Here is a 22,726-nt window from a genome sequence, read left to right on the forward strand (position 1 = left end):
GTCGACGTTCAGTGGAGGCGCCGATGCCCAGTAGCCGTACCGGTCGGCCGCCCGCACCCGGGGCGTCCCGTCGGCCCGCCGTCCCCCGGCCCCGGCGCGACAGCCCCGTGCAACGGTTCTGCAGTCGCGCCAAGAAGGCCTGGGACCGGCCGCTGACCGCCTACTACCTGATCCTCGGCGGCAGCGTGCTGATCACCGTGCTGGGCCTGGTCATGGTCTACTCGGCCTCCCAGGTCACCGCGCTGCAGATGGCGCTGCCGGGGTCGTACTTCTTCCGCAAGCAGCTGCTGGCCGCCGTGCTGGGCGGCGCACTGATGTTCACGGCCTCCCGCATGCCGGTGAAGCTGCACCGGGCGCTGGCCTATCCGATCCTGGCCTGCGCCGTCTTCCTGATGGTCCTGGTGCAGGTGCCGGGGATAGGGAAGACGGTCAACGGCAACCAGAACTGGATCGCCCTCGGCGGCTCCTTCCAGATCCAGCCGAGCGAGTTCGGCAAGCTGGCCCTGGTGCTGTGGGGCGCGGACCTGATCGCGCGCAAGCAGGAGAAGAAGCTGCTGACCGAATGGAAGCACATGCTGGTGCCGCTGGTGCCGGTCACCTTCCTGCTGCTCGGGCTGATCATGCTCGGCGGCGACATGGGTACGACGATCATCCTCACGGCGGTCCTGTTCGGCCTGCTGTGGCTCGCGGGGGCGCCGACCAGGCTGTTCGCCATGGTGCTGCAGATCGCCGCACTGCTCGCTTTCGTCGCCATCAAGACCAGCCCCAACCGGATGGCCCGGCTCGCCTGCATCGGCGCCACCGAGCCCAGGACGGGCGTCGCCGACTGCTGGCAGGCCGTGCACGGGATCTACGCGCTCGCCTCCGGCGGACTCTTCGGCTCCGGTCTCGGTGCGAGTGTGGAAAAATGGGGCCAACTCCCGGAAGCCCACACCGATTTCATCTTCGCGGTCACCGGTGAGGAACTGGGCCTGGCGGGGACACTGTCGGTGCTCGCCCTGTTCGCGGCTCTAGGCTATGCGGGTATCCGCGTGGCCGGACGCACGGAGGACCCCTTCGTGAGGTACGCCGCGGGAGGCGTGACCACCTGGATCACCGCCCAGGCGGTGATCAACATCGGTGCGGTGCTCGGTCTGCTGCCGATCGCCGGCGTCCCCCTCCCGCTGTTCTCCTACGGAGGGTCCGCCCTGCTGCCGACCATGTTCGCCATTGGGTTGCTGATCGCCTTCGCGCGCGACGAACCCGCTGCGCGGGCAGCGCTTGCGATGCGGCAACCTCGCTTTGGTAGAAAGCGGGGAGCCGGGGGCTCTGCTCGGTCGGGAAGGCCGGCCGGTGCCTCCCGGAGATGGAACACGATGCGACGGCGTGCCCCGAGGGCGCGTTCGTCCGGAGAGCGGTGAATTTCGGTGCATGTCGTACTCGCCGGTGGGGGGACCGCCGGCCACATCGAGCCCGCGCTCGCCCTCGCGGACGCCCTGCGCAGGCAGGACCCGACCGTGGGGATCACGGCCCTGGGCACGGAGCGCGGCCTGGAGACCCGGCTCGTCCCGGAGCGCGGCTACGAGCTGGCGCTGATCCCCGCGGTGCCGCTGCCCCGTAAGCCCACCCCCGAGCTGATCACCGTCCCGGGTCGGCTGCGCGGCACCATCAAGGCCGCCGAGCAGATCCTGGAGCGCACCAAGGCGGACGTCGTGGTCGGTTTCGGCGGCTATGTCGCCCTGCCCGGCTATCTGGCCGCCAAGCGGCTCGGTGTGCCGATCGTGATCCACGAGGCCAACGCCCGCCCGGGCCTGGCCAACAAGATCGGCTCGCGGTACGCGGCCCGGGTCGCCGTCTCCACGCCGGACAGCAAGCTCCGTGACGCCCGCTACATCGGCATCCCGCTGCGCCGGTCCATCGCCACGCTGGACCGGGCCGCTTCCCGCCCCGAGGGCCGCCACCGCTTCGGCCTCGACCCGAACCTGCCCACACTGCTGGTCTCCGGCGGCTCCCAGGGTGCCCGCCGTCTGAACGAGGTGACCCAGCAGGTCGCCCCATGGCTGCAGCAGGCCGGTATCCAGATCCTGCACGCGGTCGGCCCGAAGAACGAACTGCCGCAGGTACAGCAGATGCCGGGAATGCCCCCCTATGTCCCGGTAAGTTACCTGGACCGGATGGACCTCGCGTACGCCGCGGCCGACATGATGCTCTGCCGTGCGGGCGCGATGACCGTCGCCGAACTCTCCGCCGTGGGACTTCCGGCCGCCTACGTCCCGCTGCCCATCGGCAACGGCGAACAGCGGCTGAACGCCCAGCCGGTGGTGAAGGCCGGGGGCGGACTCCTCGTCGACGACGCGGAACTGACCCCCGAGTGGGTGCAGCAGAACGTGCTGCCCGTGCTCGCCGATCCGCACCGGCTGTACGAGATGTCCCGCTCGGCAAGCGAGTTCGGTCGCCGGGACGCCGACGAGCTGCTCGTCGGCATGGTGTACGAGGCGATCGCCTCGCGCCGTTAGGACCGTATGACGAAAGGGCAGTGAGCGTGGCCGGACCGACGACCGCCGAGCGCGGTGAACGCCAGCAGAAGTCGTCCGGCCCGCCGCCCGCCCGCGGACGGAGAAGAGCGCGCCTTCGTACGATCGTCATCCTGGCCGTGGTCGCCGTCCTCCTCGGAGCCGGTGGCACCTGGGTGTTGTACGGCTCCGCATGGCTGCGCGTCCGCCATGTCTCGGTGTCCGGCACGGATGTCCTGACCCCCGCCGAGGTGCGCGACGCGGCGGACGTGCCGGTCGGGGCCCCGATGATTTCCGTCGACATGAACGCCATCGAAGTCCGACTTCGCCGGAAATTGCCCCGAATTGACACTGTTGATGTGGTCCGGTCCTGGCCTCATGGAATCGGTCTGAAAGTGACCGAGCGCACTCCGGTTCTGCTTCTCCGAAAGGGCGGGGACTTCGTCGAAGTCGACCACGAAGGTGTCCGTTTCGCCACGGTTTCACAGGCGCCGAAAGCCGTTCCGACACTGGAATTGTCCGTCTCTCGCACGGGTCCCGGTGCCGCCGGCTTCCGCCGGTTCGGCACCGACCGGCTGGTGCGCGAGGCGGTCCGGGTCGCCGGTGCGCTGCCGGCCGCCGTGGCGCAGCAGACCCGGACCGTCCAAGTCCGTTCCTACGACAACATCTCGCTGGAGTTGGCCGACGGCCGCACCGTCGGATGGGGCAGCAGCGAGAACGGCCGGGCCAAGGCACGGACCCTCACGGCTCTCATGAAAGCAGCTCCCGGCGCGCGGCACTTCGACGTCAGCGTTCCCACCGCCCCTGCGTCATCAGGGAGTTGACGCACATCAGCGCAGGCCAGCACCCTGGTTGGGCACTGCTACGGCTGATCACATAGGGTGAAAAGAAAAACGGGAGGTTCGGCGTGTTCGTTGAACGTGCGCCACTTGTCGACTTAGTGTCCTGTTCAGAAGACTTCAGGAAACACACACACTGGTAACCCTAAACTTCAGGGTTAGGGTTCGGGTCGGCACTACGGACCGTCCCATTCGGCATCTGTCGTCCCGGCGCGGGGCACCGCACCGCGGCGACAACGTAATTCGAGGCGAGAGGCCTTCGACGTGGCAGCACCGCAGAACTACCTCGCAGTCATCAAGGTCATCGGTGTCGGCGGCGGTGGTGTCAATGCCATCAACCGGATGATCGAGGTCGGTCTCAAGGGTGTCGAGTTCATCGCCATCAACACCGACGCACAGGCGCTGTTGATGAGCGACGCCGACGTCAAGCTCGACGTCGGTCGTGAACTCACCCGCGGACTCGGCGCCGGGGCCAACCCGGCCGTCGGCCGCAAGGCCGCCGAGGACCACCGCGAGGAGATCGAGGAGGTCCTCAAGGGGGCCGACATGGTCTTCGTGACGGCCGGTGAGGGCGGCGGCACCGGCACCGGCGGCGCGCCCGTGGTGGCCAACATCGCGCGCTCGCTCGGCGCCCTCACCATCGGCGTGGTCACGCGCCCGTTCACCTTCGAGGGACGGCGCCGGGCGAACCAGGCCGAGGACGGCATCGCCGAGCTGCGCGAAGAGGTCGACACCCTCATCGTCATCCCGAACGACCGGCTGCTGTCCATCTCGGACCGCCAGGTCTCGGTCCTGGACGCCTTCAAGTCCGCCGACCAGGTCCTGCTCTCCGGTGTCCAGGGCATCACCGACCTCATCACCACCCCGGGCCTCATCAACCTCGACTTCGCCGACGTGAAGTCGGTCATGTCCGAGGCCGGTTCGGCCCTCATGGGCATCGGCTCGGCCCGCGGCGACGACCGCGCGGTGGCCGCGGCCGAGATGGCGATCTCCTCGCCACTCCTCGAGGCGTCCATCGACGGCGCCCGAGGCGTGCTGCTGTCCATCTCCGGCGGCTCCGACCTCGGTCTGTTCGAGATCAACGAGGCCGCCCAGCTGGTCAGCGAGGCCGCCCACCCCGAGGCCAACATCATCTTCGGCGCGGTCATCGACGACGCCCTCGGCGACGAGGTCCGGGTCACCGTGATCGCGGCCGGCTTCGACGGCGGCCAGCCGCCCGCCCGCCGGGACAACGTCCTCGGCTCGGCCTCGACTTCGGCCTCCGCCCGGCGCGAGGAGCCCGCTCCGGCCCGGCCGAGCGAGCCCAGCCGCCCGTCCTTCGGCTCGCTCGGCAGCGTCAAGCCGAAGGAGGAGCCGGAGCAGGCGCCCGAGCCGGTGGCGGACATCCCGGTCGCCCCGCCGGTGACGCCGGCGCCGCGGACCTACTCGGACAGCGCGGCCGAGGAGCTGGACGTGCCGGACTTCCTCAAGTGATAAGACAGCGCGAGAGCGTGAGCGGCGCGCACTTCGCCTTCACCGACCGGTGGGGCGGGGTGAGCGCCGCTCCGTATGAGGAGCTCAACCTCGGCGGCGCGGTCGGCGACGCCCCCGAGGCCGTACGGGCCAACCGGGACATCGCCGCCAAAACGCTCGGTCTCGACCCGGGCCGGGTCGTCTGGATGAACCAGGTGCACGGCGCCGATGTGACCGTCGTGGACGAGCCCTGGGGCGAGCAGCCGGTGCCGGAGACCGACGCCGTCGTCACCGTCCGCCGCGGACTCGCCCTCGCCGTCCTCACCGCCGACTGTGTGCCGGTGCTGCTGGCCGATCCCGTCGCCGGGGTCGCCGCGGCGGCCCACGCGGGCCGGCCCGGCATGGTCAAGGGGGTCGTCCCCGCCGCCGTACGGGCCATGGTCGAACTCGGCGCCGAGCCGGACCGGATCGTCGCCCGCACCGGCCCGGCCGTGTGCGGACAGTGCTACGAGGTGCCGGAGCGGATGCGCGACGAAGTCGCGGCCGTCGAGCCGGCGGCGCACGCTGAAACGAGCTGGGGTACGCCGGCGGTCGATGTGAGCGCCGGGGTGCACGCGCAGCTCGAACGGCTCGGGGTGTGCGACCGGGCGCAGTCGCCGGTGTGCACGCTGGAGTCGGGCGACCACTTCTCGTACCGCCGCGACCGCTCCACCGGGCGGCTCGCGGGCTATGTCTGGCTGGACTGATGGGGCATGACGGACCGTAAGACCGAACTCGCCGGAAATCTGGCGAATGTGGAGCAGCGCATCACTGCCGCGTGTGTGGCGGCGGGGCGCAAGCGGGAGGAGGTGACCCTGATCGTGGTCACCAAGACCTACCCGGCGAGCGATGTGCGGATCCTGTCGGAACTCGGTGTGCGTCATGTCGCCGAGAACCGCGACCAGGACGCGGCGCCGAAGGCCGCCGCGTGCGCTGATCTGCCACTGACATGGCACTTCGTGGGTCAGTTGCAGACCAATAAGGTCCGTTCTGTGGTCGGTTATGCCGATGTGGTGCAGTCCGTCGACCGTGCCCGGCTCGTCACCGCGCTGTCCCAAGAGGCGGTGCGGGCGGGGCGCGAGGTCGGCTGCCTGCTCCAGGTGGCGCTGGACGCGGGCGAGAGCGAGCGGGGCGAGCGCGGTGGCGTCGCGCCCGGCGGAATCGAAGAGTTGGCCGACCTCGTGACCCGGGCTCCGGGGCTGCGGCTCGACGGACTGATGACCGTCGCTCCGCTGGCCGGGGAGTACGCGGGACGCGAACAGGCGGCGTTCGGGCGGCTCATGGATTTGTCGACTGACCTGCGCCGGGCTCATCCGACTGCAACCATGGTGTCGGCAGGGATGAGTGCGGACCTCGAGCAGGCCGTGGCCGCCGGAGCGACACATGTGCGCGTCGGCACTGCGGTACTCGGAGTCCGCCCCAAGCTCGGGTAACGTCGCCAAGAAGTCGGACCACAGCAGAAAATATGGTCAATGCCCGTGAATGCGGGCGCAACGACCCCGTGGATCGCGGGCACTTGGCAGTCGTCAGCCGATCCACCACAGAGCGGAGGACTCAGAGCATGGCCGGCGCGATGCGCAAGATGGCGGTCTACCTCGGCCTCGTGGAGGACGATGGGTACGACGGCCGCGGATTCGACCCTGACGACGACTTCGAGCCCGAGCTGGACCCGGAGCCAGAACGAGATCATCGACGGCACGAATCTTCACACCAATCGCACGGTGCACATCAGTCCCAAAGGGACGAAGAGGTGCGCATCGTGCAACCGCCCGCACCGCGTGAGCCGGTGGCTCGTTCGACTTCGCTCGCCGCGGAATCCGGACGTCCGGCGCGCATCGCGCCCGTGGCATCCATCACACAAGAACGTCAGTCCCTGGAGAAGAACGCACCGGTGATCATGCCCAAGGTCGTGTCGGAACGAGAGCCGTACCGGATCACCACACTTCACCCCCGGACCTACAACGAGGCCCGTACCATCGGGGAACACTTCCGTGAGGGCACCCCGGTGATCATGAATCTGACTGAGATGGATGACACAGACGCGAAGCGACTTGTCGACTTTGCGGCCGGTTTGGTGTTTGGTCTTCACGGCAGCATCGAGCGGGTGACGCAGAAGGTGTTCCTGTTGTCTCCTGCTAACGTCGATGTCACGGCGGAGGACAAGGCCCGCATCGCAGAGGGCGGGTTCTTCAACCAGAGCTGAGACGCACAACCGGATCGAAGTTCGGAAGAGCACGGAACAGGGGAGAGGGAAGCGCAGGCCATGAGCGTGTTCGTCACGGTGGTCCACACCGCGCTACTGGTGTTCCTCGCCGTGCTCATTTTCCGGCTGGTCATGGATTATGTGTTCCAGTTCGCCCGCTCGTGGCAACCCGGCAAGGCGATGGTGGTCGTACTGGAGGCCACCTACACTGTCACCGATCCACCGCTGAAGCTTCTGCGGCGGTTCATCCCGCCGCTGCGTCTCGGGGGCGTGGCGCTCGACCTGTCCTTCTTCGTACTGATGATCATCGTTTACATCCTCCTTTCCATCACGGGGAGCTTTGCGTCATGAGGGTGGACGATACGGTCTTGCCGACTGCCGATGACTACGTTGAGGTGAAGAGATGCCGTTGACCCCCGAGGACGTGCGGAACAAGCAGTTCACGACCGTCCGCCTCCGAGAAGGCTATGACGAGGACGAGGTCGATGCCTTCCTCGACGAGGTCGAAGCCGAACTGACCCGTCTGCTTCGCGAGAACGAGGACCTGCGCGCCAAGCTGGCCGCGGCGACCCGTGCGGCCGCGCAGAACCAGCAGAACATGCGCAAGGGCCCGCCGGAGCAGGACCAGCAGCAGCATCCGCAGCAGCAGGGCATGCGAGGTCCCGGCGCGCCGGTGCCCGCCGGAATATCGGGCCCGCCGCAGCAGCAGATGGGTGGCCCCATGGGTGGCCCGCCCCAGCTGCCGAGCGGCGCCCCGCAGCTGCCCGCCGGTCCCGGCGGTCAGGGCGGCCCGCAGGGTCCCGGTCCGATGGGCCAGGGTCCGATGGGTCAGGGCCCGATGGGTCAGGGCTCGATGGGTCAGGGCCCGATGGGCGGACAGCCGCCCATGCAGCAGCAGATGGGCATGGGCGGTCCCATGGGTGGACCCGGCATGCCCGGTCAGGGCCCTGGTGGCGACAGCGCCGCCCGAGTCCTCTCGCTGGCCCAGCAGACCGCCGACCAGGCGATCGCCGAGGCCCGCTCCGAGGCCAACAAGATCGTCGGCGAGGCCCGCAGCCGCGCCGAGGGTCTGGAGCGTGACGCCCGTGCCAAGGCCGACGCCCTGGAGCGGGACGCGCAGGAGAAGCACCGCGTCGCGATGGGCTCCCTGGAGTCCGCCCGCGCCACGCTGGAGCGCAAGGTCGAGGACCTGCGCGGCTTCGAACGCGAGTACCGCACGCGGCTGAAGTCGTACCTCGAGTCCCAGCTGCGCCAGCTGGAGACCCAGGCCGACGACTCGCTCGCTCCGCCGCGCACCCCGGCCACCGCGTCCCTGCCGCCGTCCCCGGCGCCTTCCATGGCCCCGGCCGGCGCGAGCGCCCCGTCCTACGGCGGTAACCAGACGATGGGCGGCAACCCCGCTCCGTCCGCCCCGTCCTACGGCGGTCAGCAGCAGATGACCCCGGCCATGACGCAGCCCATGGCCCCGGTCCGCCCGCAGGGCCCGTCCCCGATGGGCCAGGCACCCTCGCCGATGCGCGGGTTCCTGATCGACGAGGACGACAACTGAGCACCGGGCACGGTGAGTAGTACGCCTTAGGCGTCGGCAGCGTTCAGGGCGGGACCCCGGATCACCCGATCCGGGGTCCCGCCCTTTTTACGCGCGTTGCGGACCCATGGAGAAGGGCCCGGCCTCCGAACCGGAGACCGGGCCCTTCTCGGACCGCTCGGCGCTTACGCCTTCCGCAGCCGGAACGTGAGCGACAGCCCCTCGTCGGTGAACGGCTCGCCGTAGCTGTCGTCGGCCTCACCCTGGGCGAAGTCGGTCGCCAGAACCTCGTCCGCGATCAGCCGGCTGTGTTCGCTCAGCGCAGCGACCACCGCGGGGTCGGTCGACACCCACCGCAGAGTGATCCGGTCGGCCACATCCAGCCCGCTGTTCTTACGGGCCTCCTGGATCAGCCGGATCGCGTCACGGGCCAAACCCGCCTGCCGCAGCTCCTCGGTGATCTCCAGGTCCAGGGCCACCGTGGCACCGGAGTCGGAGGCCACCGACCAGCCCTCGCGCGGGGTCTCGGTGATGATCACCTCGTCCGGGGCGAGGGTGACGGTCTCACCGTCGACCTCCACCGACGCCGTACCCTCGCGCAGGGCCAGCGACAGCGCGGCCGCATCCGCGTTCGCGACCGCCTTCGCCACGTCCTGCACCCGCTTGCCGAACCGCTTGCCCAGCGCGCGGAAGTTGGCCTTGGCGGTGGTGTCCACCAGCGAGCCGCCCACCTCGGACAGCGACGCCAGCGAGGAGACGTTCAGCTCCTCGGTGATCTGGCTGTGCAGCTCCGGGTCCAGCGCCTCGAAGCCGGTCGCGGCGATCAGCGCGCGGGACAGCGGCTGGCGCGTCTTGACGCCGGACTCCGCGCGCGTGGCACGGCCCAGCTCCACCAGCCGGCGGACCAGAACCATCTGCTTCGACAGCTCCGGGTCGATCGCCGCCAGGTCCGCCTCCGGCCACGCGGCCAGATGCACGGACTCCGGCGCGCCCGGGGTCACCGGCACGACCAGGTCCTGCCAGACCCGCTCGGTGATGAACGGGACGATCGGCGCCAGCAGCTTCGTGACCGTCTCCAGCACCTCGTGCAGCGTGCGCAGTGCGGCCTTCTCGCCCTGCCAGAAGCGGCGGCGCGAGCGGCGGACGTACCAGTTGGACAGGTCGTCGACGAACGCGGACAGCAGCTTGCCGGCGCGCTGGGTGTCGTACGCCTCCAGCGCCTGGGTCACCTGGTCGGTGAGGGCGTGCAGTTCGGACAGCAGCCAGCGGTCGATCAGCGGGCGCTCGGCCGGGGCCGGGTCCGCAGCGCTGGGTGCCCACGCGGACGTACGGGCGTACAGCGCCTGGAAGGCGACCGTGTTCCAGTACGTCAGCAGGGTCTTGCGGACGACCTCCTGGATGGTGCCGTGTCCGACCCGGCGGGCCGCCCACGGGGAGCCGCCGGCCGCCATGAACCAGCGCACCGCGTCCGCGCCGTTGGCGTCCATGAGCGGGATCGGCTGCAGGATGTTGCCCAGGTGCTTGGACATCTTGCGACCGTCCTCGGCGAGGATGTGGCCCAGGCAGACCACGTTCTCGTACGACGACTTGTCGAAGACCAGCGTGCCGACGGCCATCAGCGTGTAGAACCAGCCGCGGGTCTGGTCGATCGCCTCGGAGATGAACTGCGCCGGGTACCGGCTCTCGAACAGTTCCTTGTTCTTGTACGGGTAGCCCCACTGCGCGAACGGCATCGAGCCCGAGTCGTACCAGGCGTCGATGACCTCCGGCACGCGCGTGGCCGTCTTTCCGCAGCCCTCGTGGGTGCAGGCGAAGGTGACCTCGTCGATGTACGGGCGGTGCGGGTCGAGGTTCGACTGGTCGGTGCCGGACAGCTCGGTCAGCTCCGCGCGGGAGCCGACGCAGGTGAGGTGGTCGTCCTCGCAGCGCCAGATCGGCAGCGGGGTGCCCCAGTAGCGATTGCGGGACAGCGCCCAGTCGATGTTGTTGTTCAGCCAGTCGCCGTACCGGCCGTGCTTGACCGTCTCGGGGAACCAGTTGGTCTGCTCGTTCTCCTGGACGAGGCGGTCCTTGATCGCCGTCGTGCGGATGTACCAGGACGGCTGCGCGTAGTAGAGCAGCGCGGTGTGGCAGCGCCAGCAGTGCGGGTAGCTGTGCTCGTACGGCAGGTGCTTGAAGAGGAGGCCGCGCTGCAGCAGGTCCTCGGTGAGCTGTTCGTCCGCCTTCTTGAAGAAGACGCCGCCGACCAGCGGGACGCCCTCCTCGAAGGTGCCGTCCGGGCGGACCGGGTTCACGACCGGCAGGCCGTAGGAGCGGCAGACCTTGAGGTCGTCCTCGCCGAAGGCGGGGGACTGGTGGACCAGACCCGTGCCGTCCTCGGTGGTGACGTAGTCGGCGTTCACCACGTAGTGCGCCGGCTCCGGGAACTCCACCAGCTCGAACGGACGTTGATACGTCCAGCGCTCCATCTCGGCGCCGGTGAAGGTCTGGCCCGTGGTCTCCCAGCCCTCGCCGAGCGCCTTGGCGACGAGCTGCTCGGCGACGACGAGCTTCTCGGTGCCGTCGGTCGCGACGACGTAGGTGACCTCCGGGTGCGTGGCGACCGCCGTGTTGGACACGAGGGTCCAGGGGGTCGTCGTCCACACCAGGAGCGCGGCCTCGCCCGCGAGGGGGCCGGAGGTGAGCGGGAAACGGACGTACACGGACGGGTCGACGACCGTCTCGTAGCCCTGCGCCAGCTCGTGGTCGGACAGGCCGGTGCCGCAGCGCGGGCACCAGGGGGCGACGCGGTGGTCCTGGACCAGCAGGCCCTTGCCGAAGATCTCCTTCAGCGACCACCACACGGACTCCACGTACTCGGGGTCCATGGTGCGGTAGGCGTCGTCCAGGTCGACCCAGTAGCCCATGCGGGTCGTCAGCTCGGCGAAGGCGTCGGTGTGCCGGGTCACCGACTCACGGCACTTGGCGTTGAACTCGGCGATGCCGTACGCCTCGATGTCCTGCTTGCCGGAGAAGCCCAGCTCCTTCTCGACCGCCAGCTCCACCGGCAGGCCGTGGCAGTCCCAGCCGGCCTTGCGGGCCACGTGGTAGCCGCGCATCGTGCGGAAGCGGGGGAAGACGTCCTTGAAGACGCGCGCCTCGATGTGGTGGGCGCCGGGCATGCCGTTCGCGGTGGGCGGGCCCTCGTAGAACACCCATTCCGGGCGGCCCTCGGACTGCTCCAGGCTCTTGGCGAAGATCTTCTGCTCGCGCCAGAAGTCGAGCACGGCGTGCTCAAGAGCGGGCAGGTCGACCTGTGCGGGCACCTGGCGGTACGTCGGCGCTGTCATCTGCGAGCATCCTCCAACGGACTTGCTGCCTTCCGTCGGAGGGACGAGAGCCTTCGATCCTGTCTACGCCGTGTGCGGCGCGCTCCCGCGGTACCACCCTCCTTGGCCCTCCGCCGCGCCGTACACGCCGGTGAGCCCCCTCATTGGGGTCGCGAAGCCGGTTCTACCGGCCCCAGCGCTCAGGCTGCGGCTTTCTTCCGGCGGCTCCGGGGTGATCTTCACGTCGCGCTCGCCCCCGGGCTCACACCGTCCCCGGGTCGCTCTGGGCTGCGTACGCCGCTACTCGTCCCCATCCACGCTTCTCGCTCCGCCCAGTGTACGGCGCCCCACGGACAGCGGCTGACCGGTTTTCCGCGCGGTACGGCCGCGGCCGCCGCGACCGGCCCGGATGACCCGAATGGCGCGTGGGCGGGGCCCGGGTCCGGGGAGGCTGAGCCGGTCGGATTACCCGCCGGGGAGCTGGGCACAACGGATGCAGGCTCGCTGCGTGGGGGTGCGGGCGGGCGAATCGGGCGGTGTGCCCCGTTGCCGCGGGACTCAAGTCGATTTATCGTCCCAGCACGATTCGCGAACAAGAACACAATATGTGAAGGGGCCGCGGCCATGGTGGCGAAAAGGACCGCCGTAGAGCAGCCGGCGACCGGCCGGCGCAGGGGCGCGGCCGCCTCCGGTGCCGCGGCTGCCCCTGATGGCGAGGCCAAGGGAGTGGCCGGCAAGAAGACGGCGGCCGGGGGGAGGGACGCGGAGCCGGCCACGAAGAAGCCTGCGATGCGAGAAGCGGCCGTGAAGGAGCCCGCCGCCGCGAAGACGACGGCGAAGACGACCGCGAAGGCGGCCGCAGGGAAGACCGCGGCGAAGGAAACAGCCGCCGAGAAGGCCGCGGCCAAGAAGCCCGCAGCCGAGAGGGCGGCCACCAAGGCCGGCAAGAAGACCACCGCCACGAAGTCCGAGGCGAAGGAGACGGCGGCCGAGAAGGCGGCCGGAGGAGAGGCGGCCGGAGGGAAGACGGCCGGTAAGAAGGCGGCTGCCAAGAAGGCACCGGCCAAGAAGGCCGTCGGCAAGGAAACCGTTGGCAAGAAGGCCGTCGGGAAGAAGGCGGCTGTGAAGGCGAAGGGGGTGGCGGAGGCGGAGGAGACGGCCGTCAGGAAGCCGGCGGCGAAGAAGGCCGGCGGCAGGAAGGCGGCCGCCGAGGGCGTCTCCACGGAGACGGCCGACACGAGCACGGCCAAGAAAGCGGGCGCGGCGCGGGCCGCGAAGCAGACGGGAGCCACGACAGTGGTTGCGAAGAAGACTCCTGGCACGGCCACGGCGGAGAGCGCCGTTCCCAAGGCGCGGGTCGCCGCGGCGGAACCGGGCGAGCTGGCGGTGCGCCCCGGCGAGGACCCCTGGACCTCGGAAGAGGTCGCCGAGGCCCGTGCCGAACTGCTGTCCGAGGTGGAGCGGCTGCGCGCCGAGATCAGCTCCTCCGAAGCCTCGCTCGTGGGCCTGATGCGGGACTCCGGGGACGGCGCGGGAGACGACCAGGCCGACACCGGCACCAAGAACATCACGCGCGAGCACGAGCTGGCGCTGGCCGCCAACGCGCGCGAGATGCTCGTCCAGAACGAGCACGCCCTGGAGCGACTGGACGCCGGTACCTACGGCCTGTGCGAGAACTGCGGCAACCCCATCGGCAAGGCCCGGATGCTGGCCTTCCCCAGGGCCACGCTGTGCGTCGAGTGCAAGCAGAAGCAGGAACGCCGCTCCTGAGCGTGCCGGGCCGTGCCGTAGTCTCGTCCTCAGTCAGGCACCTAGGTTGAGGGACTCACGTGGCAGAGGCGGAGCGCATCATCGGTACGCCGGACACCCCGGACGACAGCGGCGAGCAGCCGGCGCCGGCGGACGCGCGGGGCCCCCGCGGACGCCGGATCGCCCTGCTGTTCGCGGTGGCCGCGTTCGCGTACGCCCTCGACCTGATCAGCAAGACACTCGTCGTCGCCAAGCTGGAGGGCCGCGCGCCGATCAAGGTCATCGGGGACTGGCTGGAGCTGAACGCCATCCGCAACCCGGGCGCGGCCTTCGGCTTCGGCGCGGCCTTCACGATCATCTTCACCCTGATCGCCGCGGCCGTGATCGTGGTCATCATCCGCCTGGCCCGCAAGCTCTACAGCTATCCGTGGGCCATCGCGCTCGGCCTGCTGCTCGGCGGCGCCCTCGGCAACCTCACCGACCGGATCTTCCGGTCGCCGGGCGTCTTCGAGGGCAAGGTGGTGGACTTCATCGCGCCCAAGGGCTTCGCGGTGTTCAACCTCGCGGACTCGTCGATCGTGTGCGGCGGCATCCTGATCGTGCTGCTGTCCTTCCGGGGGCTGGACCCGGACGGCACGGTCCACAAGGACTGACGCCGGAGCTCTCGACAGCCGGTTTTCCACAGGCTCGTTCGGGCCGGTTCCGCCCGTCCGGCATACTCGACGGGTGAGCACGCTTCCCGAGATCCGTACCCTGCCCGTGCCCGACGGCCTGGAGGGCGAGCGCGTCGACGCCGCCATCTCCCGCATGTTCGGCTTCTCCCGCACGAAGGCGGCCGAGCTGGCCGCGGCCGGCAAGGTGCAGGTCGACGGCACGGTGGTCGGCAAGTCCGAGCGGGTGAGCGGCGGCGCCTGGCTCGAGGTCGAGATGCCGCAGGCGCCCGCGCCGGTGCAGGTGGTCGCCGAGCCGGTCGAGGGCATGGAGATCGTGCACGACGACGATGACGTGGTCGTGATCGTCAAGCCGGTCGGCGTGGCCGCGCACCCGTCGCCGGGCTGGAGCGGCCCCACCGTCATCGGCGGCCTCGCCGCCGCCGGGTACCGGATCTCCACCTCCGGCGCCGCCGAGCGCCAGGGCATCGTGCACCGCCTGGACGTCGGCACCTCGGGCCTGATGGTGGTCGCCAAGTCGGAGCGGGCGTACACCTCGCTCAAGCGCCAGTTCAAGGAGCGCACGGTCGACAAGCGCTACCACACCCTGGTCCAGGGCCACCCGGACCCGACGAGCGGCACGATCGACGCCCCGATCGGCCGCCACCCGCAGCACGACTACAAGTGGGCGGTCACGGCCGAGGGCAAGCCCTCGGTGACGCACTACGACCTCATCGAGGCGTTCCGCGCCGCCTCCCTGCTGGACGTGAAGCTGGAGACCGGCCGCACCCACCAGATCCGCGTCCACATGTCCGCCCACCGCCACCCTTGCGTCGGCGACCTCACCTACGGCGCCGACCCCACCCTCGCCAAGCGGCTGGGCCTGACCCGCCAGTGGCTGCACGCGGTGCGCCTCGGCTTCGAGCACCCGGGGGACGGCCAGTGGGCGGAGTTCGAGAGCGAGTACCCCGAGGACCTGCAGAAGGCCCTCGACCAGGTCCGCGAGGAGACGTACGGGTGAGCGCGGCGTACACCGTCCGGATCGCCGAGGACCCCGCCGACCGCGAGGCCTGCTTCGCGGTCCGCAAGGAGGTCTTCGTCCAGGAGCAGGGCGTAGACGAGGACATCGAGTACGACGCCTACGACGCGGTCGCCGTGCACGTTCTGGCAGTCCGGGAGGACGGCGTGCCGCTCGGCACCGGACGGCTGCTGTACGGCGCGGCCGCGGCGGCGAAGACCGGCGGGGACGCCGCGGTGGGCTCCCTGGGCCGGCTCGCCGTCTCCCGCGCGGCCCGCGGCCTCGGCGTCGGCATGGCCCTGGTCCGAGCCATCGAGGACGCGGCACGCACGCGTGGTCTCACCGCGGTGGACCTGCACGCCCAGACCCACGCCCTGGGCTTCTACGAACGCCTCGGCTACGCGCCGTACGGCCCGGAGTTCCCGGACGCCGGCATCCCGCACCGCGCGATGCGCCGCGTCCTGTAGGCGGTGCCCCGGGCCAGGCCGTGCCCCGGGCCGGCGGCGGCAGGCGTTCCCGCCGGTCGGGTGGCAGGCTTGAGGCCTGCCGTGTGATCGTCGACCCCCGGAGCGCCGTCCGTGGATCAGTTGGCTCTGCTCTTCGTCCTGCTGCTCGGCGCCCTGGTGAGCGTCCCGGTGGGCGACCGCTTCGGGGTGCCGGCGCCGGTGCTGATGACGGTGTTCGGCGGCATCCTCGCGGTGGCCGACTTCGTCCCCAACGTCGACATCCCGCCGGACCTGATCCTGCCCGGGCTGCTTCCGCCGCTGCTCTACGCCGCCGTACGACGCACCTCCTGGCGGCAGTTCACGGCCAACCTCCGCCCGATCCTCCTGCTGGCCGTCGCCCTGGTGTTCGTGACGACGGTGTGCGTGGCGTTCGTCGCAGGCGCGATCGTGCCGGGGCTGCCGATCGCCGCCGCCGTCGCGCTCGGCGCGCTGATCGCCCCGCCCGACCCGGTCGCCGCGACCAGTGTCGCCGGGCAGCTCGGGCTGCCGCGCCGACTGGTGTCGATCCTGGAGGGCGAGGGACTCTTCAACGACGTCACGGCCATCGTGCTCTACCACGTGGCGATCGCCGCGGCCGTGAGCGGTTCGTTCTCGCCGTGGCGGGCCGGCCTGGACCTCGTGCTGTCCGCCGTCGTCGCGGTGGCCGTCGGCCTCGTGCTCGGCTGGGGTGCGAACGGACTGATGGATCTGCTGGGCGATCCGACGCTGCAGATCGGCATGACCCTGCTGGTGCCGTACGCCTCCTACGTCCTCGCGGAGAAGCTGCACGGCTCCGGGGTGCTCGCGGTGCTCACCACGGCGCTCTTCCTCGCCGAGTACGCCACCGACGCCGACGACGTGATGACCCGGCTGGCCGGGCACACCTTCTGGGACATCATCGACACCCTCGTCACGGGCGTCGCCTTCGGGCTCATCGGTCTGGAGCTGCACAACGCCATCCACACGGCCGAGGGGCGCTGGGGCGAGCTGCTCGGCTGGGCCGCCGCCGTCGCGGGCGTGGTGATCGTCGTACGGCTGGTGTGGCTGCTGCCCGCGACCTGGCTGACCAAGCGGCTGCACGCGCGTCGGGACTACGACGAGGAGATCCCGGTCAGCCGGCGGGAAACCGTCGTGATGTGGTGGTCCGGGATGCGCGGCGTGGCCTCGGTGGCGCTCGCGCTGGCCATCCCGCTGAAGATCGAGGGCGGTGCACCGTTCCCCGATCGGGACGAGATCGTCTTCATCGCCTTCGGGGTCATCGTCGTCACGCTGGTCCTGCAGGGGCTCACGCTGCCGTGGCTGGTGAAGCGGCTCGGGGTGCGGGCCGACTCCGAGCGGGAGAAGGAGTTCGAGAAGGAGCTGGCGGTGCGGGCCGCGAAGGCCGCCAAGCGCAGGCTGCGGGAGATCGAGCAGGTGGAGGACCTGCCCGAGGAGCTGTCCGAGCAGATGCTGCGGCGCGCCTTCGACATCGGGATCCGGATCAGTCCCGACATGGGCGAGGCGGAGCGGCGGGAGGCGCAGCATCAGCGGATCAGGCGGTTGAAGCGGATCCGGAACATCCAGAACGAGATGCTGAGCGCGGCACGGCACGAGGTGCTGGCGGCGCGGAGCGAGCCGGGGGCGGATCCGGAGATCGTGGACCGGGTGCTCCGGCATCTCGACGTGCGCAGTCTGCGGTGACGCCGGTGGATGACGCCCCTGTGGACAGCCACCGCCGCCGCCACACCCCCACGGGTGAATAGTCATACAAATTGCCCGACCTGTGGATGAATCCCGGCATCATTCGCGGCTCGCTCCTACGCTCGGATCATGACTCGCAACATCGTGATCAGTGGTGGCGGTACGGGAATCGGGCTGGTGACGGCACGGGCGTTCGCGGCGGACGGGGACCGGGTGCTGTTGCTCGGGCGGCGAGCGGAGGTGCTGGAGAAGGCCGGGGTGCCGGGGGCGCTGGTCCACGCGGCGGACCTGTCCGAGCCCGCGCAGGTGCGCGGGGTGGCCCGGTTCGTCGCCGCGGAGCTGGGCACCGTCGACGTCCTTGTGCACAGTGCCGGCGGCGCCGGGTATCTGGAGCCCGCGTCCGAGAGCGAAGACCCGCTGGACCGGGTCGCCCACGACTGGACCCGCAACTTCCGGCAGAACGTCCTGACCGCCGCGCTCCTCACCGAGGCCCTCAAGGACAGGCTCGCCGAGCCCGGAGGCCGGGTGCTCTTCGTCAGCTCCATCGCCGCCTACCGGGGCTCGGGCACCGGCGCCTACGCGGCGGCCAAGGCCGGGCTGCATCCCTACGCGCACGACCTGGCCCGGGAGTTGGGCCCGCGCGGCATCACCGTGAACGTGGTCGCGCCGGGGTACATCGAGGACACCGAGTTCTTCGGTGAGACCATGGACGAGGCCCGGCGGGCGCGGCTCATCGCCGACACGGTGACCGGCCGCGCCGGCACACCGGGCGACGTGGCCGCGACCCTGCACTGGCTGGCCTCGCCCGGCGCCGGGCATGTCACCTCGCAGGTGATCCAGGTCAACGGCGGCGCGGAGCGCGGAAGGTGACCGACTCCGGGAACTCGTCGTCGGCGTCATGGCGGGCGCCGTCGGGGGAGGGGAGGTGCTGCGGCGGGAGCACCGCCTCGGCGGTGTTGACGCGGGGGAGCGCAGAGGGGTGCTCCGCCACCAGCCAGGTGAGCATCTGCTCGCGGACCGCGACCCGTACCGTCCAGATGTCGTCGGCGTCCTTCGCGGTCATCAGGGCCCGCACCTGGATGGTGTTCGGCGTGCTGTCCGTCACCACCAGACCGTGGGCGCGGCCGTCCCAGGCCGGGAGCCCGCGCAGGATGTCACGCAGCCTCTCGCGCATGGCCCCGACGGGCGCGCTGTGATCCAGGTGCCAGTGGACGGTGCCGGTCATCTGCGGGCTGCCCCGCGACCAGTTCTCGAAGGGTTTGGAGGTGAAGTACGACACCGGCATGGTGATCCGGCGCTCGTCCCAGGTCCGCACCGTCAGAAAGGTCAGGGTGATCTCCTCGACCATGCCCCACTCGCCGCCCACGACGACCGTGTCGCCGATGCGCACCATGTCACCGAAGGCGATCTGCAGCCCGGCGAACAGATTGGACAGGGTCGACTGGGCGGCCACACCGGCCACGATGCCGAGGATGCCCGCCGAGGCCAGCAGCGAGGCGCCGGCGGTGCGCATCGCCGGGAAGGTCAGCAGCATGGCCGCGATCGCCACGACGATGACGATCGCGGACACGACCCGCATGATCAGCTCGACCTGGGTGCGCACCCGGCGCACCCGGGCCGCGTCCCGGTGGGCCCGGGCGTAGCGGCTGTAGGTGGTCTCGAGGGCCGCCCCGGCCATCCGGATCACCAGCCAGGCGGTGGAGCCGATCAGCACCAGCGTCAGCATCCGCCCGACGCCGGCCTGGTGCCGCTCCAGCAGCCTGGCCCGGTCGTAGGACCCGCGCAGCAGGGCGGCGCACAGCACGAGCTGATAGGGGACGCGGCCGCGGCGCAGCAGCCCCCACAGCGGTGTGTCGCGGTGGCGTTCGTCGGCCTTGCACAGCAGCCGGTCGGTGACCCAGCCGATGGCCAGGGTGAGCAGTACCGAGCCGCCGATCACGAGCACAGGGCGGAGTACGTTCTCCATGCCTCCGCTTCTAACCGGCGCTCGGCGGGGATGAACATGTGAGTTCGACGTGTTCCCGGGTACGGCGGCTCGGGCGGCGCCGCAGCGGCTGGCACCATGGCCTCATGAACATCATGCTTTTTCACTCGACCTACGGCCTGCGGCCCGCGGTGCGCGAGGCCGCGGACCGGCTGCGCGCGGCCGGCCACGAGGTGTGGACGCCGGACCTCTTCGAGGGGCGCACGTTCGACACCGTCGAGGAGGGCATGGAGTTCAAGGACCGGATCGGCAAGGAGGAACTGCTGAAGCGGGCCGTGCTGGCGGTGGCTCCGTACTCCGAGCGCGGGCTGGTGTACGCCGGGTTCTCGCTCGGCGCCTCCATCGCCCAGACCCTCGCCCTCGGCGACGACAAGGCGCGCGGGCTGCTGCTTCTGCACGGCACGTCGGACATCGCGCCCAACACGCGCGTGGAGGAGCTGCCGGTGCAACTGCATGTGGCCGAGCCGGACCCGTTCGAGACGGACGACTGGCTGACCGCCTGGTATCTGCAGATGGGCCGGGCGGGCGCCGATGTGGAGGTCTACCGGTACGCCGGCGCCGGGCACCTGTACACCGACCCCGGGCTGCCGGACTACGACGCCGAGGCCGCCGAGGCCACCTGGCGGGTGGCGCTCGGCTTCCTGGACGGCCTGGAGAACGCGTAGGCGTAGGCGCTACACCGGGTCGTAGGTCCGCTCGACCTTCTGCGTGCCGCTGCGGGTGCGGTACGAACGCTCCCACCTGGCGGTGGCGTTCGCGTCGGTGCGGTCGGACAGGACGTAGTAGTCCATCTGTGTGCGGTCGGCGGTGATGTCCAGCACGCCGTAGCCGTGCCGGTCGGTGTCCACCCAGTGGACGTGGCGGTTGGCGGCCTCGATGAGCGGCGCGGCGACGACGGAGACCGTGCCCTCGGGGACCTTGACGATGTCGTCGAGGTTGTCGGAGGTCACCGAGGTGATCACGAACTCGGTGGCCGCCGACGGCGACAGCGGGTAGGTGCCCGCGTCCACCGGCACGTCGTTGGCCCAGGACATGTGGATGTCACCGGTCAGGAAGACGGTGTTGCCGATGGCGTTCGCGCGCAGGTGGTCGAGGAGTTCACGCCGGTCGTGGGTGTAGCCGTCCCACTGGTCGGTGTTGACGCCGATGCCGTCCTGCGGCAGGTCGAGCAGCTTGGCGAGCGGCTTGAGCAGGTCGGCGGTGAGGGAGCCGATGACGAACGGCGCGATCATCACCGAGTTGCCGACCAGTCGCCATGTGGTGTCGGAGGCCTTCAGGCCCGCCTTCAGCCAGTCGAGCTGGGCGCGGCCGGTCATCGTCCGGTTCGGGTCGTCCACCGAGCCGTTGCCGGCCGATGCCTGCTGGGAGCGGAAGGAGCGCAGGTCCAGCAGGGACAGATCGGCGAGCTTGCCGAAGCGCAGCCGCCGGTAGGTGGTGCCCTCGATGGCGGGGCGGACCGGCATCCACTCGAAGTAGGCCTGCTTGGCGGCCGCCTTGCGGGCGGTCCAGGTGCCCTCGGCGCCCTCGGTGTGGTTGACCGCGCCGCCCGACCAGGCGTTGTCGGCGAACTCGTGGTCGTCCCAGATAGCTATGACCGGCGCCTTCAGGTGCAGGGCCTGCAGGTCGGGGTCGGTCTTGTACTTGCCGTGCCGGGTCCGGTAGTCGGCGAGCGTGATGATCTCGCCCGCCGGCGCGTGCGGGCGGACGACCGTGCCACGCGCCGCGTACTCGCCGGACTTGTACTCGTAGATGTAGTCGCCGAGGTGCAGCCACGCGTCCAGGTCGTTACGGGTCGCGAGGTGCCGGTAGGCGGCGAAGTAGCCGGCCTCCCAGTTGGCGCAGGTGACGACGCCGAAGCGCAGGCCGGCGACGGCCGCGTCGGCCGCCGGGGCGGTACGGGTGCGCGCCACCGGGGAGTCGGTGCCGCCGGCCGAGAACCGGAACCAGTAGTCGGTCGCCGGCTGCAGGCCGCGGACGTCGGCCTTCACGGTGTGGTCGGCGGCGGCGGTCGCCTTCACGGTCCCCTTGGCGACGATCCTGGTGAACGCCTTGTCCTTGGCGACGACCCAGCTCACCTCGGTGTCCGGGCCGAGCCCGGAGCCGGGTACGGCCTCCGGGGCCGGTGTCACCCGGGTCCACAGCAGGATGCCGTCGGGCAGCGGGTCACCGGAGGCGACACCGTGCAGAAAGGCGGGGGCCTGGCCGGCGGCGCGCGCCGGAAGGGCGGCGGCGAGCGGAGCGGCCAGCACAGCGGTCGCCGCCGCGGCCTTGACGACCGTACGGCGGCGGGGTGAGACGGAGTTGAGGCCTTCAGTGGCTGAAAGTGATCTTTTTCGACTGGTCACGACCCATCAGGTTACTGACCGGTACGAACAGAAGAGCGGGCGAACGCTCAATGTTCGCCCGCTCTTCACGTGAAGGTCGGATTTCGCCGGGGCGTCAGCCCTTGAGCTCGGCGTCCACCACACGGTTGAAGTCGGCCGCGGACATCGGCGGGTTCTTCCCGTCCGTGGTGAGTACCTTGCCGTCCATCATCAACGTGGGCGTGCCCGAGAACTTGTACTTCTGGCCGTCCTTGTCGAACTTGTCGTTCATCACGAGCGCCCACTTGTCGAACGTGCCGTTCTTGACGTCGTTCTGGAACTTCGTGTTGCCCTTGAGGGCGCTGACGGTGTCGGCCACCTGGATCAGGTACGAGTCGTCCTTGAACTTGTCGTCCTGCTCGCCGGGGTGGTACTTCGCCGAGTACAGCGCCGACTTGTACTCGAGGAACGCCTCGGGGCTGACGTTCAGCGCGGCGCCCAGCGCGCTCAGCGCGTTCTTCGACCCCGTGCCCGGGATGTTGTTGTCGATGAACGTGGCGCCGACGAACTGGAACTTGAACTTGCCGTCCTCGATGCCCTTGCGCACCGTCTCGCCCACGTTCTGCTCGAACATGGAGCAGACCGGGCAGCGCGGGTCCTCGTACATCGAGAGGGTCTTCTTGGCGGTGCTCTTGCCGATGACGACGGTCGTGCCATCCGTCCCGGTGGTGTTGGCGGGCTTGACCAGCTTCTGGTCCTTCACCGCTTCCCATCCGTTGGGCTTGTTCGCCTGGACGAGGGCGTAGCCGATGCCGCCGGCCGCGGCCAGCACGGCCACGACGGAGGCGGCCACGATGATCTGCCGCCTGGCCTTGTCACGCTTGGCCTGCCGCTCGCGCTCCTGGCGTAGCCGCTCCCGGGCCGCCGTCTTCGCCGACTGGCTGTTCCGCTTGCTCATACTGGTGATCTCCGTGTGGGACGCGCACATGCCGTACG

The 22,726-nt window shown here is 70.2% G+C and carries 20 protein-coding genes; 16 read left to right on the forward strand and 4 right to left on the reverse strand.

All coding sequences use genetic code 11. The annotated features are described in order from the left end of the window. Positions 1 to 23: 23 nt before the first annotated feature. The 9 genes from ftsW to AB5L52_RS32055 all read left to right on the forward strand — a co-directional run bounded on the left by ftsW (position 24) and on the right by AB5L52_RS32055 (position 8,574). Positions 24 to 1,400 carry a putative lipid II flippase FtsW gene (gene ftsW / locus AB5L52_RS32015; protein WP_351018010.1) on the forward strand — a complete coding sequence of 459 codons (1,377 nt, stop codon included), beginning with the start codon at positions 24 to 26 and terminating at the stop codon, positions 1,398 to 1,400. A gap of 6 nt (positions 1,401 to 1,406) precedes the next feature. Beyond that, complete coding sequence (gene murG / locus AB5L52_RS32020) at positions 1,407 to 2,495, forward strand: undecaprenyldiphospho-muramoylpentapeptide beta-N-acetylglucosaminyltransferase (RefSeq protein WP_351018007.1); 1,089 nt, start codon at positions 1,407 to 1,409, stop codon at positions 2,493 to 2,495. 26 nt (positions 2,496 to 2,521) lie between these two features. After that, positions 2,522 to 3,316: a cell division protein FtsQ/DivIB gene (locus tag AB5L52_RS32025; RefSeq protein WP_369367352.1), complete on the forward strand. Its 795-nt coding sequence runs from the start codon at positions 2,522 to 2,524 to the stop codon at positions 3,314 to 3,316. Positions 3,317 to 3,595: 279 nt separating this feature from the next. After that, positions 3,596 to 4,804: a cell division protein FtsZ gene (gene ftsZ, locus AB5L52_RS32030; protein WP_351018002.1), complete on the forward strand. Its 1,209-nt coding sequence runs from the start codon at positions 3,596 to 3,598 to the stop codon at positions 4,802 to 4,804. After that, complete coding sequence (pgeF, locus tag AB5L52_RS32035) at positions 4,801 to 5,529, forward strand: peptidoglycan editing factor PgeF (protein WP_369367353.1); 729 nt, start codon at positions 4,801 to 4,803, stop codon at positions 5,527 to 5,529. Before ftsZ ends, pgeF begins: the two co-directional genes overlap by 4 nt. 6 nt (positions 5,530 to 5,535) lie before the next feature. After that, positions 5,536 to 6,255: a YggS family pyridoxal phosphate-dependent enzyme gene (locus tag AB5L52_RS32040; RefSeq protein ID WP_369367354.1), complete on the forward strand. Its 720-nt coding sequence runs from the start codon at positions 5,536 to 5,538 to the stop codon at positions 6,253 to 6,255. A gap of 128 nt (positions 6,256 to 6,383) precedes the next feature. Continuing rightward, entirely contained in the window at positions 6,384 to 7,025 is a 642-nt protein-coding gene (locus tag AB5L52_RS32045) for a cell division protein SepF (protein WP_066992671.1), read from the forward strand. A gap of 60 nt (positions 7,026 to 7,085) precedes the next feature. Beyond that, positions 7,086 to 7,376, forward strand: a complete 291-nt coding sequence (locus AB5L52_RS32050) for a YggT family protein (protein WP_351017992.1) — start codon at positions 7,086 to 7,088, stop codon at positions 7,374 to 7,376. 52 nt (positions 7,377 to 7,428) lie between these two features. Beyond that, positions 7,429 to 8,574, forward strand: coding sequence for a DivIVA domain-containing protein (locus AB5L52_RS32055; RefSeq protein ID WP_351567813.1), 1,146 nt, complete (start codon positions 7,429 to 7,431; stop codon positions 8,572 to 8,574). 164 nt (positions 8,575 to 8,738) lie between these two features. Here AB5L52_RS32055 and ileS read toward each other — a convergent pair whose 3' ends face one another. Further along, positions 8,739 to 11,882 carry an isoleucine--tRNA ligase gene (gene ileS, locus AB5L52_RS32060; protein WP_369367355.1) on the reverse strand — a complete coding sequence of 1,048 codons (3,144 nt, stop codon included), beginning with the start codon at positions 11,880 to 11,882 and terminating at the stop codon, positions 8,739 to 8,741. Between the two features lie 603 nt (positions 11,883 to 12,485). Here ileS and AB5L52_RS32065 point away from each other — a divergent pair. The 6 genes from AB5L52_RS32065 to AB5L52_RS32090 all read left to right on the forward strand — a co-directional run bounded on the left by AB5L52_RS32065 (position 12,486) and on the right by AB5L52_RS32090 (position 18,313). Continuing rightward, positions 12,486 to 13,631: a TraR/DksA family transcriptional regulator gene (locus tag AB5L52_RS32065; RefSeq protein ID WP_369367356.1), complete on the forward strand. Its 1,146-nt coding sequence runs from the start codon at positions 12,486 to 12,488 to the stop codon at positions 13,629 to 13,631. Positions 13,632 to 13,690: 59 nt separating this feature from the next. Next, positions 13,691 to 14,263 carry a signal peptidase II gene (lspA, locus tag AB5L52_RS32070; RefSeq protein ID WP_369367357.1) on the forward strand — a complete coding sequence of 191 codons (573 nt, stop codon included), beginning with the start codon at positions 13,691 to 13,693 and terminating at the stop codon, positions 14,261 to 14,263. A gap of 73 nt (positions 14,264 to 14,336) precedes the next feature. Next, a complete protein-coding gene (locus tag AB5L52_RS32075; protein WP_351017978.1) occupies positions 14,337 to 15,281 on the forward strand; it encodes an RluA family pseudouridine synthase in 945 nt (314 codons plus the stop codon). Next, the gene (locus tag AB5L52_RS32080) at positions 15,278 to 15,745 is read left to right on the forward strand and encodes a GNAT family N-acetyltransferase (RefSeq protein WP_351017975.1); all 468 of its coding nucleotides are present in this window, start codon (positions 15,278 to 15,280) and stop codon (positions 15,743 to 15,745) included. The genes AB5L52_RS32075 and AB5L52_RS32080 overlap by 4 nt, the downstream gene beginning before the upstream one ends. A 111-nt stretch (positions 15,746 to 15,856) precedes the next feature. Continuing rightward, positions 15,857 to 17,443, forward strand: coding sequence for a Na+/H+ antiporter (locus AB5L52_RS32085; protein WP_351017972.1), 1,587 nt, complete (start codon positions 15,857 to 15,859; stop codon positions 17,441 to 17,443). A 129-nt stretch (positions 17,444 to 17,572) separates the two neighbouring features. After that, a complete protein-coding gene (locus AB5L52_RS32090) occupies positions 17,573 to 18,313 on the forward strand; it encodes an SDR family oxidoreductase (RefSeq protein WP_351017969.1) in 741 nt (246 codons plus the stop codon). On the opposite strand, the gene AB5L52_RS32095 is transcribed toward AB5L52_RS32090, so the two are convergent. Continuing rightward, the gene (locus AB5L52_RS32095) at positions 18,285 to 19,409 is read right to left on the reverse strand and encodes a mechanosensitive ion channel family protein (protein ID WP_369367358.1); all 1,125 of its coding nucleotides are present in this window, start codon (positions 19,407 to 19,409) and stop codon (positions 18,285 to 18,287) included. The genes AB5L52_RS32090 and AB5L52_RS32095 overlap by 29 nt on opposite strands. A gap of 104 nt (positions 19,410 to 19,513) precedes the next feature. Here AB5L52_RS32095 and AB5L52_RS32100 point away from each other — a divergent pair, with 104 nt between their 5' ends. Then, positions 19,514 to 20,092: a dienelactone hydrolase family protein gene (locus AB5L52_RS32100; RefSeq protein ID WP_351567833.1), complete on the forward strand. Its 579-nt coding sequence runs from the start codon at positions 19,514 to 19,516 to the stop codon at positions 20,090 to 20,092. A 9-nt stretch (positions 20,093 to 20,101) separates the two neighbouring features. Here the strand turns inward: AB5L52_RS32100 and AB5L52_RS32105 are convergent, their stop codons facing one another. Together AB5L52_RS32105 and AB5L52_RS32110 are read right to left on the reverse strand one after the other, a co-directional pair. Continuing rightward, positions 20,102 to 21,772, reverse strand: a complete 1,671-nt coding sequence (locus AB5L52_RS32105) for an alkaline phosphatase (protein ID WP_369367359.1) — start codon at positions 21,770 to 21,772, stop codon at positions 20,102 to 20,104. Between the two features lie 94 nt (positions 21,773 to 21,866). Beyond that, entirely contained in the window at positions 21,867 to 22,688 is an 822-nt protein-coding gene (locus AB5L52_RS32110) for a thioredoxin domain-containing protein (protein ID WP_351017957.1), read from the reverse strand. Positions 22,689 to 22,726 lie beyond the last annotated feature (38 nt).

The sequence above is a fragment of the Streptomyces sp. CG4 genome, from assembly GCF_041080655.1.
Lineage (GTDB): Bacteria > Actinomycetota > Actinomycetes > Streptomycetales > Streptomycetaceae > Streptomyces.

What these genes read in the sequence shown, in the direction of transcription:
- ftsW (WP_351018010.1), top strand. Translation starts at nt 24, where the DNA reads ATGCCCAGTAGCCGTACCGGTCGGCCGCCCGCACCCGGGGCGTCCCGT.
- AB5L52_RS32040 (WP_369367354.1), top strand. Translation starts at nt 5,536, where the DNA reads ATGACGGACCGTAAGACCGAACTCGCCGGAAATCTGGCGAATGTGGAG.
- AB5L52_RS32045 (WP_066992671.1), top strand. Translation starts at nt 6,384, where the DNA reads ATGGCCGGCGCGATGCGCAAGATGGCGGTCTACCTCGGCCTCGTGGAG.
- AB5L52_RS32050 (WP_351017992.1), top strand. Translation starts at nt 7,086, where the DNA reads ATGAGCGTGTTCGTCACGGTGGTCCACACCGCGCTACTGGTGTTCCTC.
- AB5L52_RS32055 (WP_351567813.1), top strand. Translation starts at nt 7,429, where the DNA reads ATGCCGTTGACCCCCGAGGACGTGCGGAACAAGCAGTTCACGACCGTC.
- ileS (WP_369367355.1), bottom strand. Translation starts at nt 11,882, where the DNA reads ATGACAGCGCCGACGTACCGCCAGGTGCCCGCACAGGTCGACCTGCCC.
- AB5L52_RS32065 (WP_369367356.1), top strand. Translation starts at nt 12,486, where the DNA reads ATGGTGGCGAAAAGGACCGCCGTAGAGCAGCCGGCGACCGGCCGGCGC.
- AB5L52_RS32090 (WP_351017969.1), top strand. Translation starts at nt 17,573, where the DNA reads ATGACTCGCAACATCGTGATCAGTGGTGGCGGTACGGGAATCGGGCTG.
- AB5L52_RS32095 (WP_369367358.1), bottom strand. Translation starts at nt 19,409, where the DNA reads ATGGAGAACGTACTCCGCCCTGTGCTCGTGATCGGCGGCTCGGTACTG.
- AB5L52_RS32100 (WP_351567833.1), top strand. Translation starts at nt 19,514, where the DNA reads ATGAACATCATGCTTTTTCACTCGACCTACGGCCTGCGGCCCGCGGTG.
- AB5L52_RS32110 (WP_351017957.1), bottom strand. Translation starts at nt 22,688, where the DNA reads ATGAGCAAGCGGAACAGCCAGTCGGCGAAGACGGCGGCCCGGGAGCGG.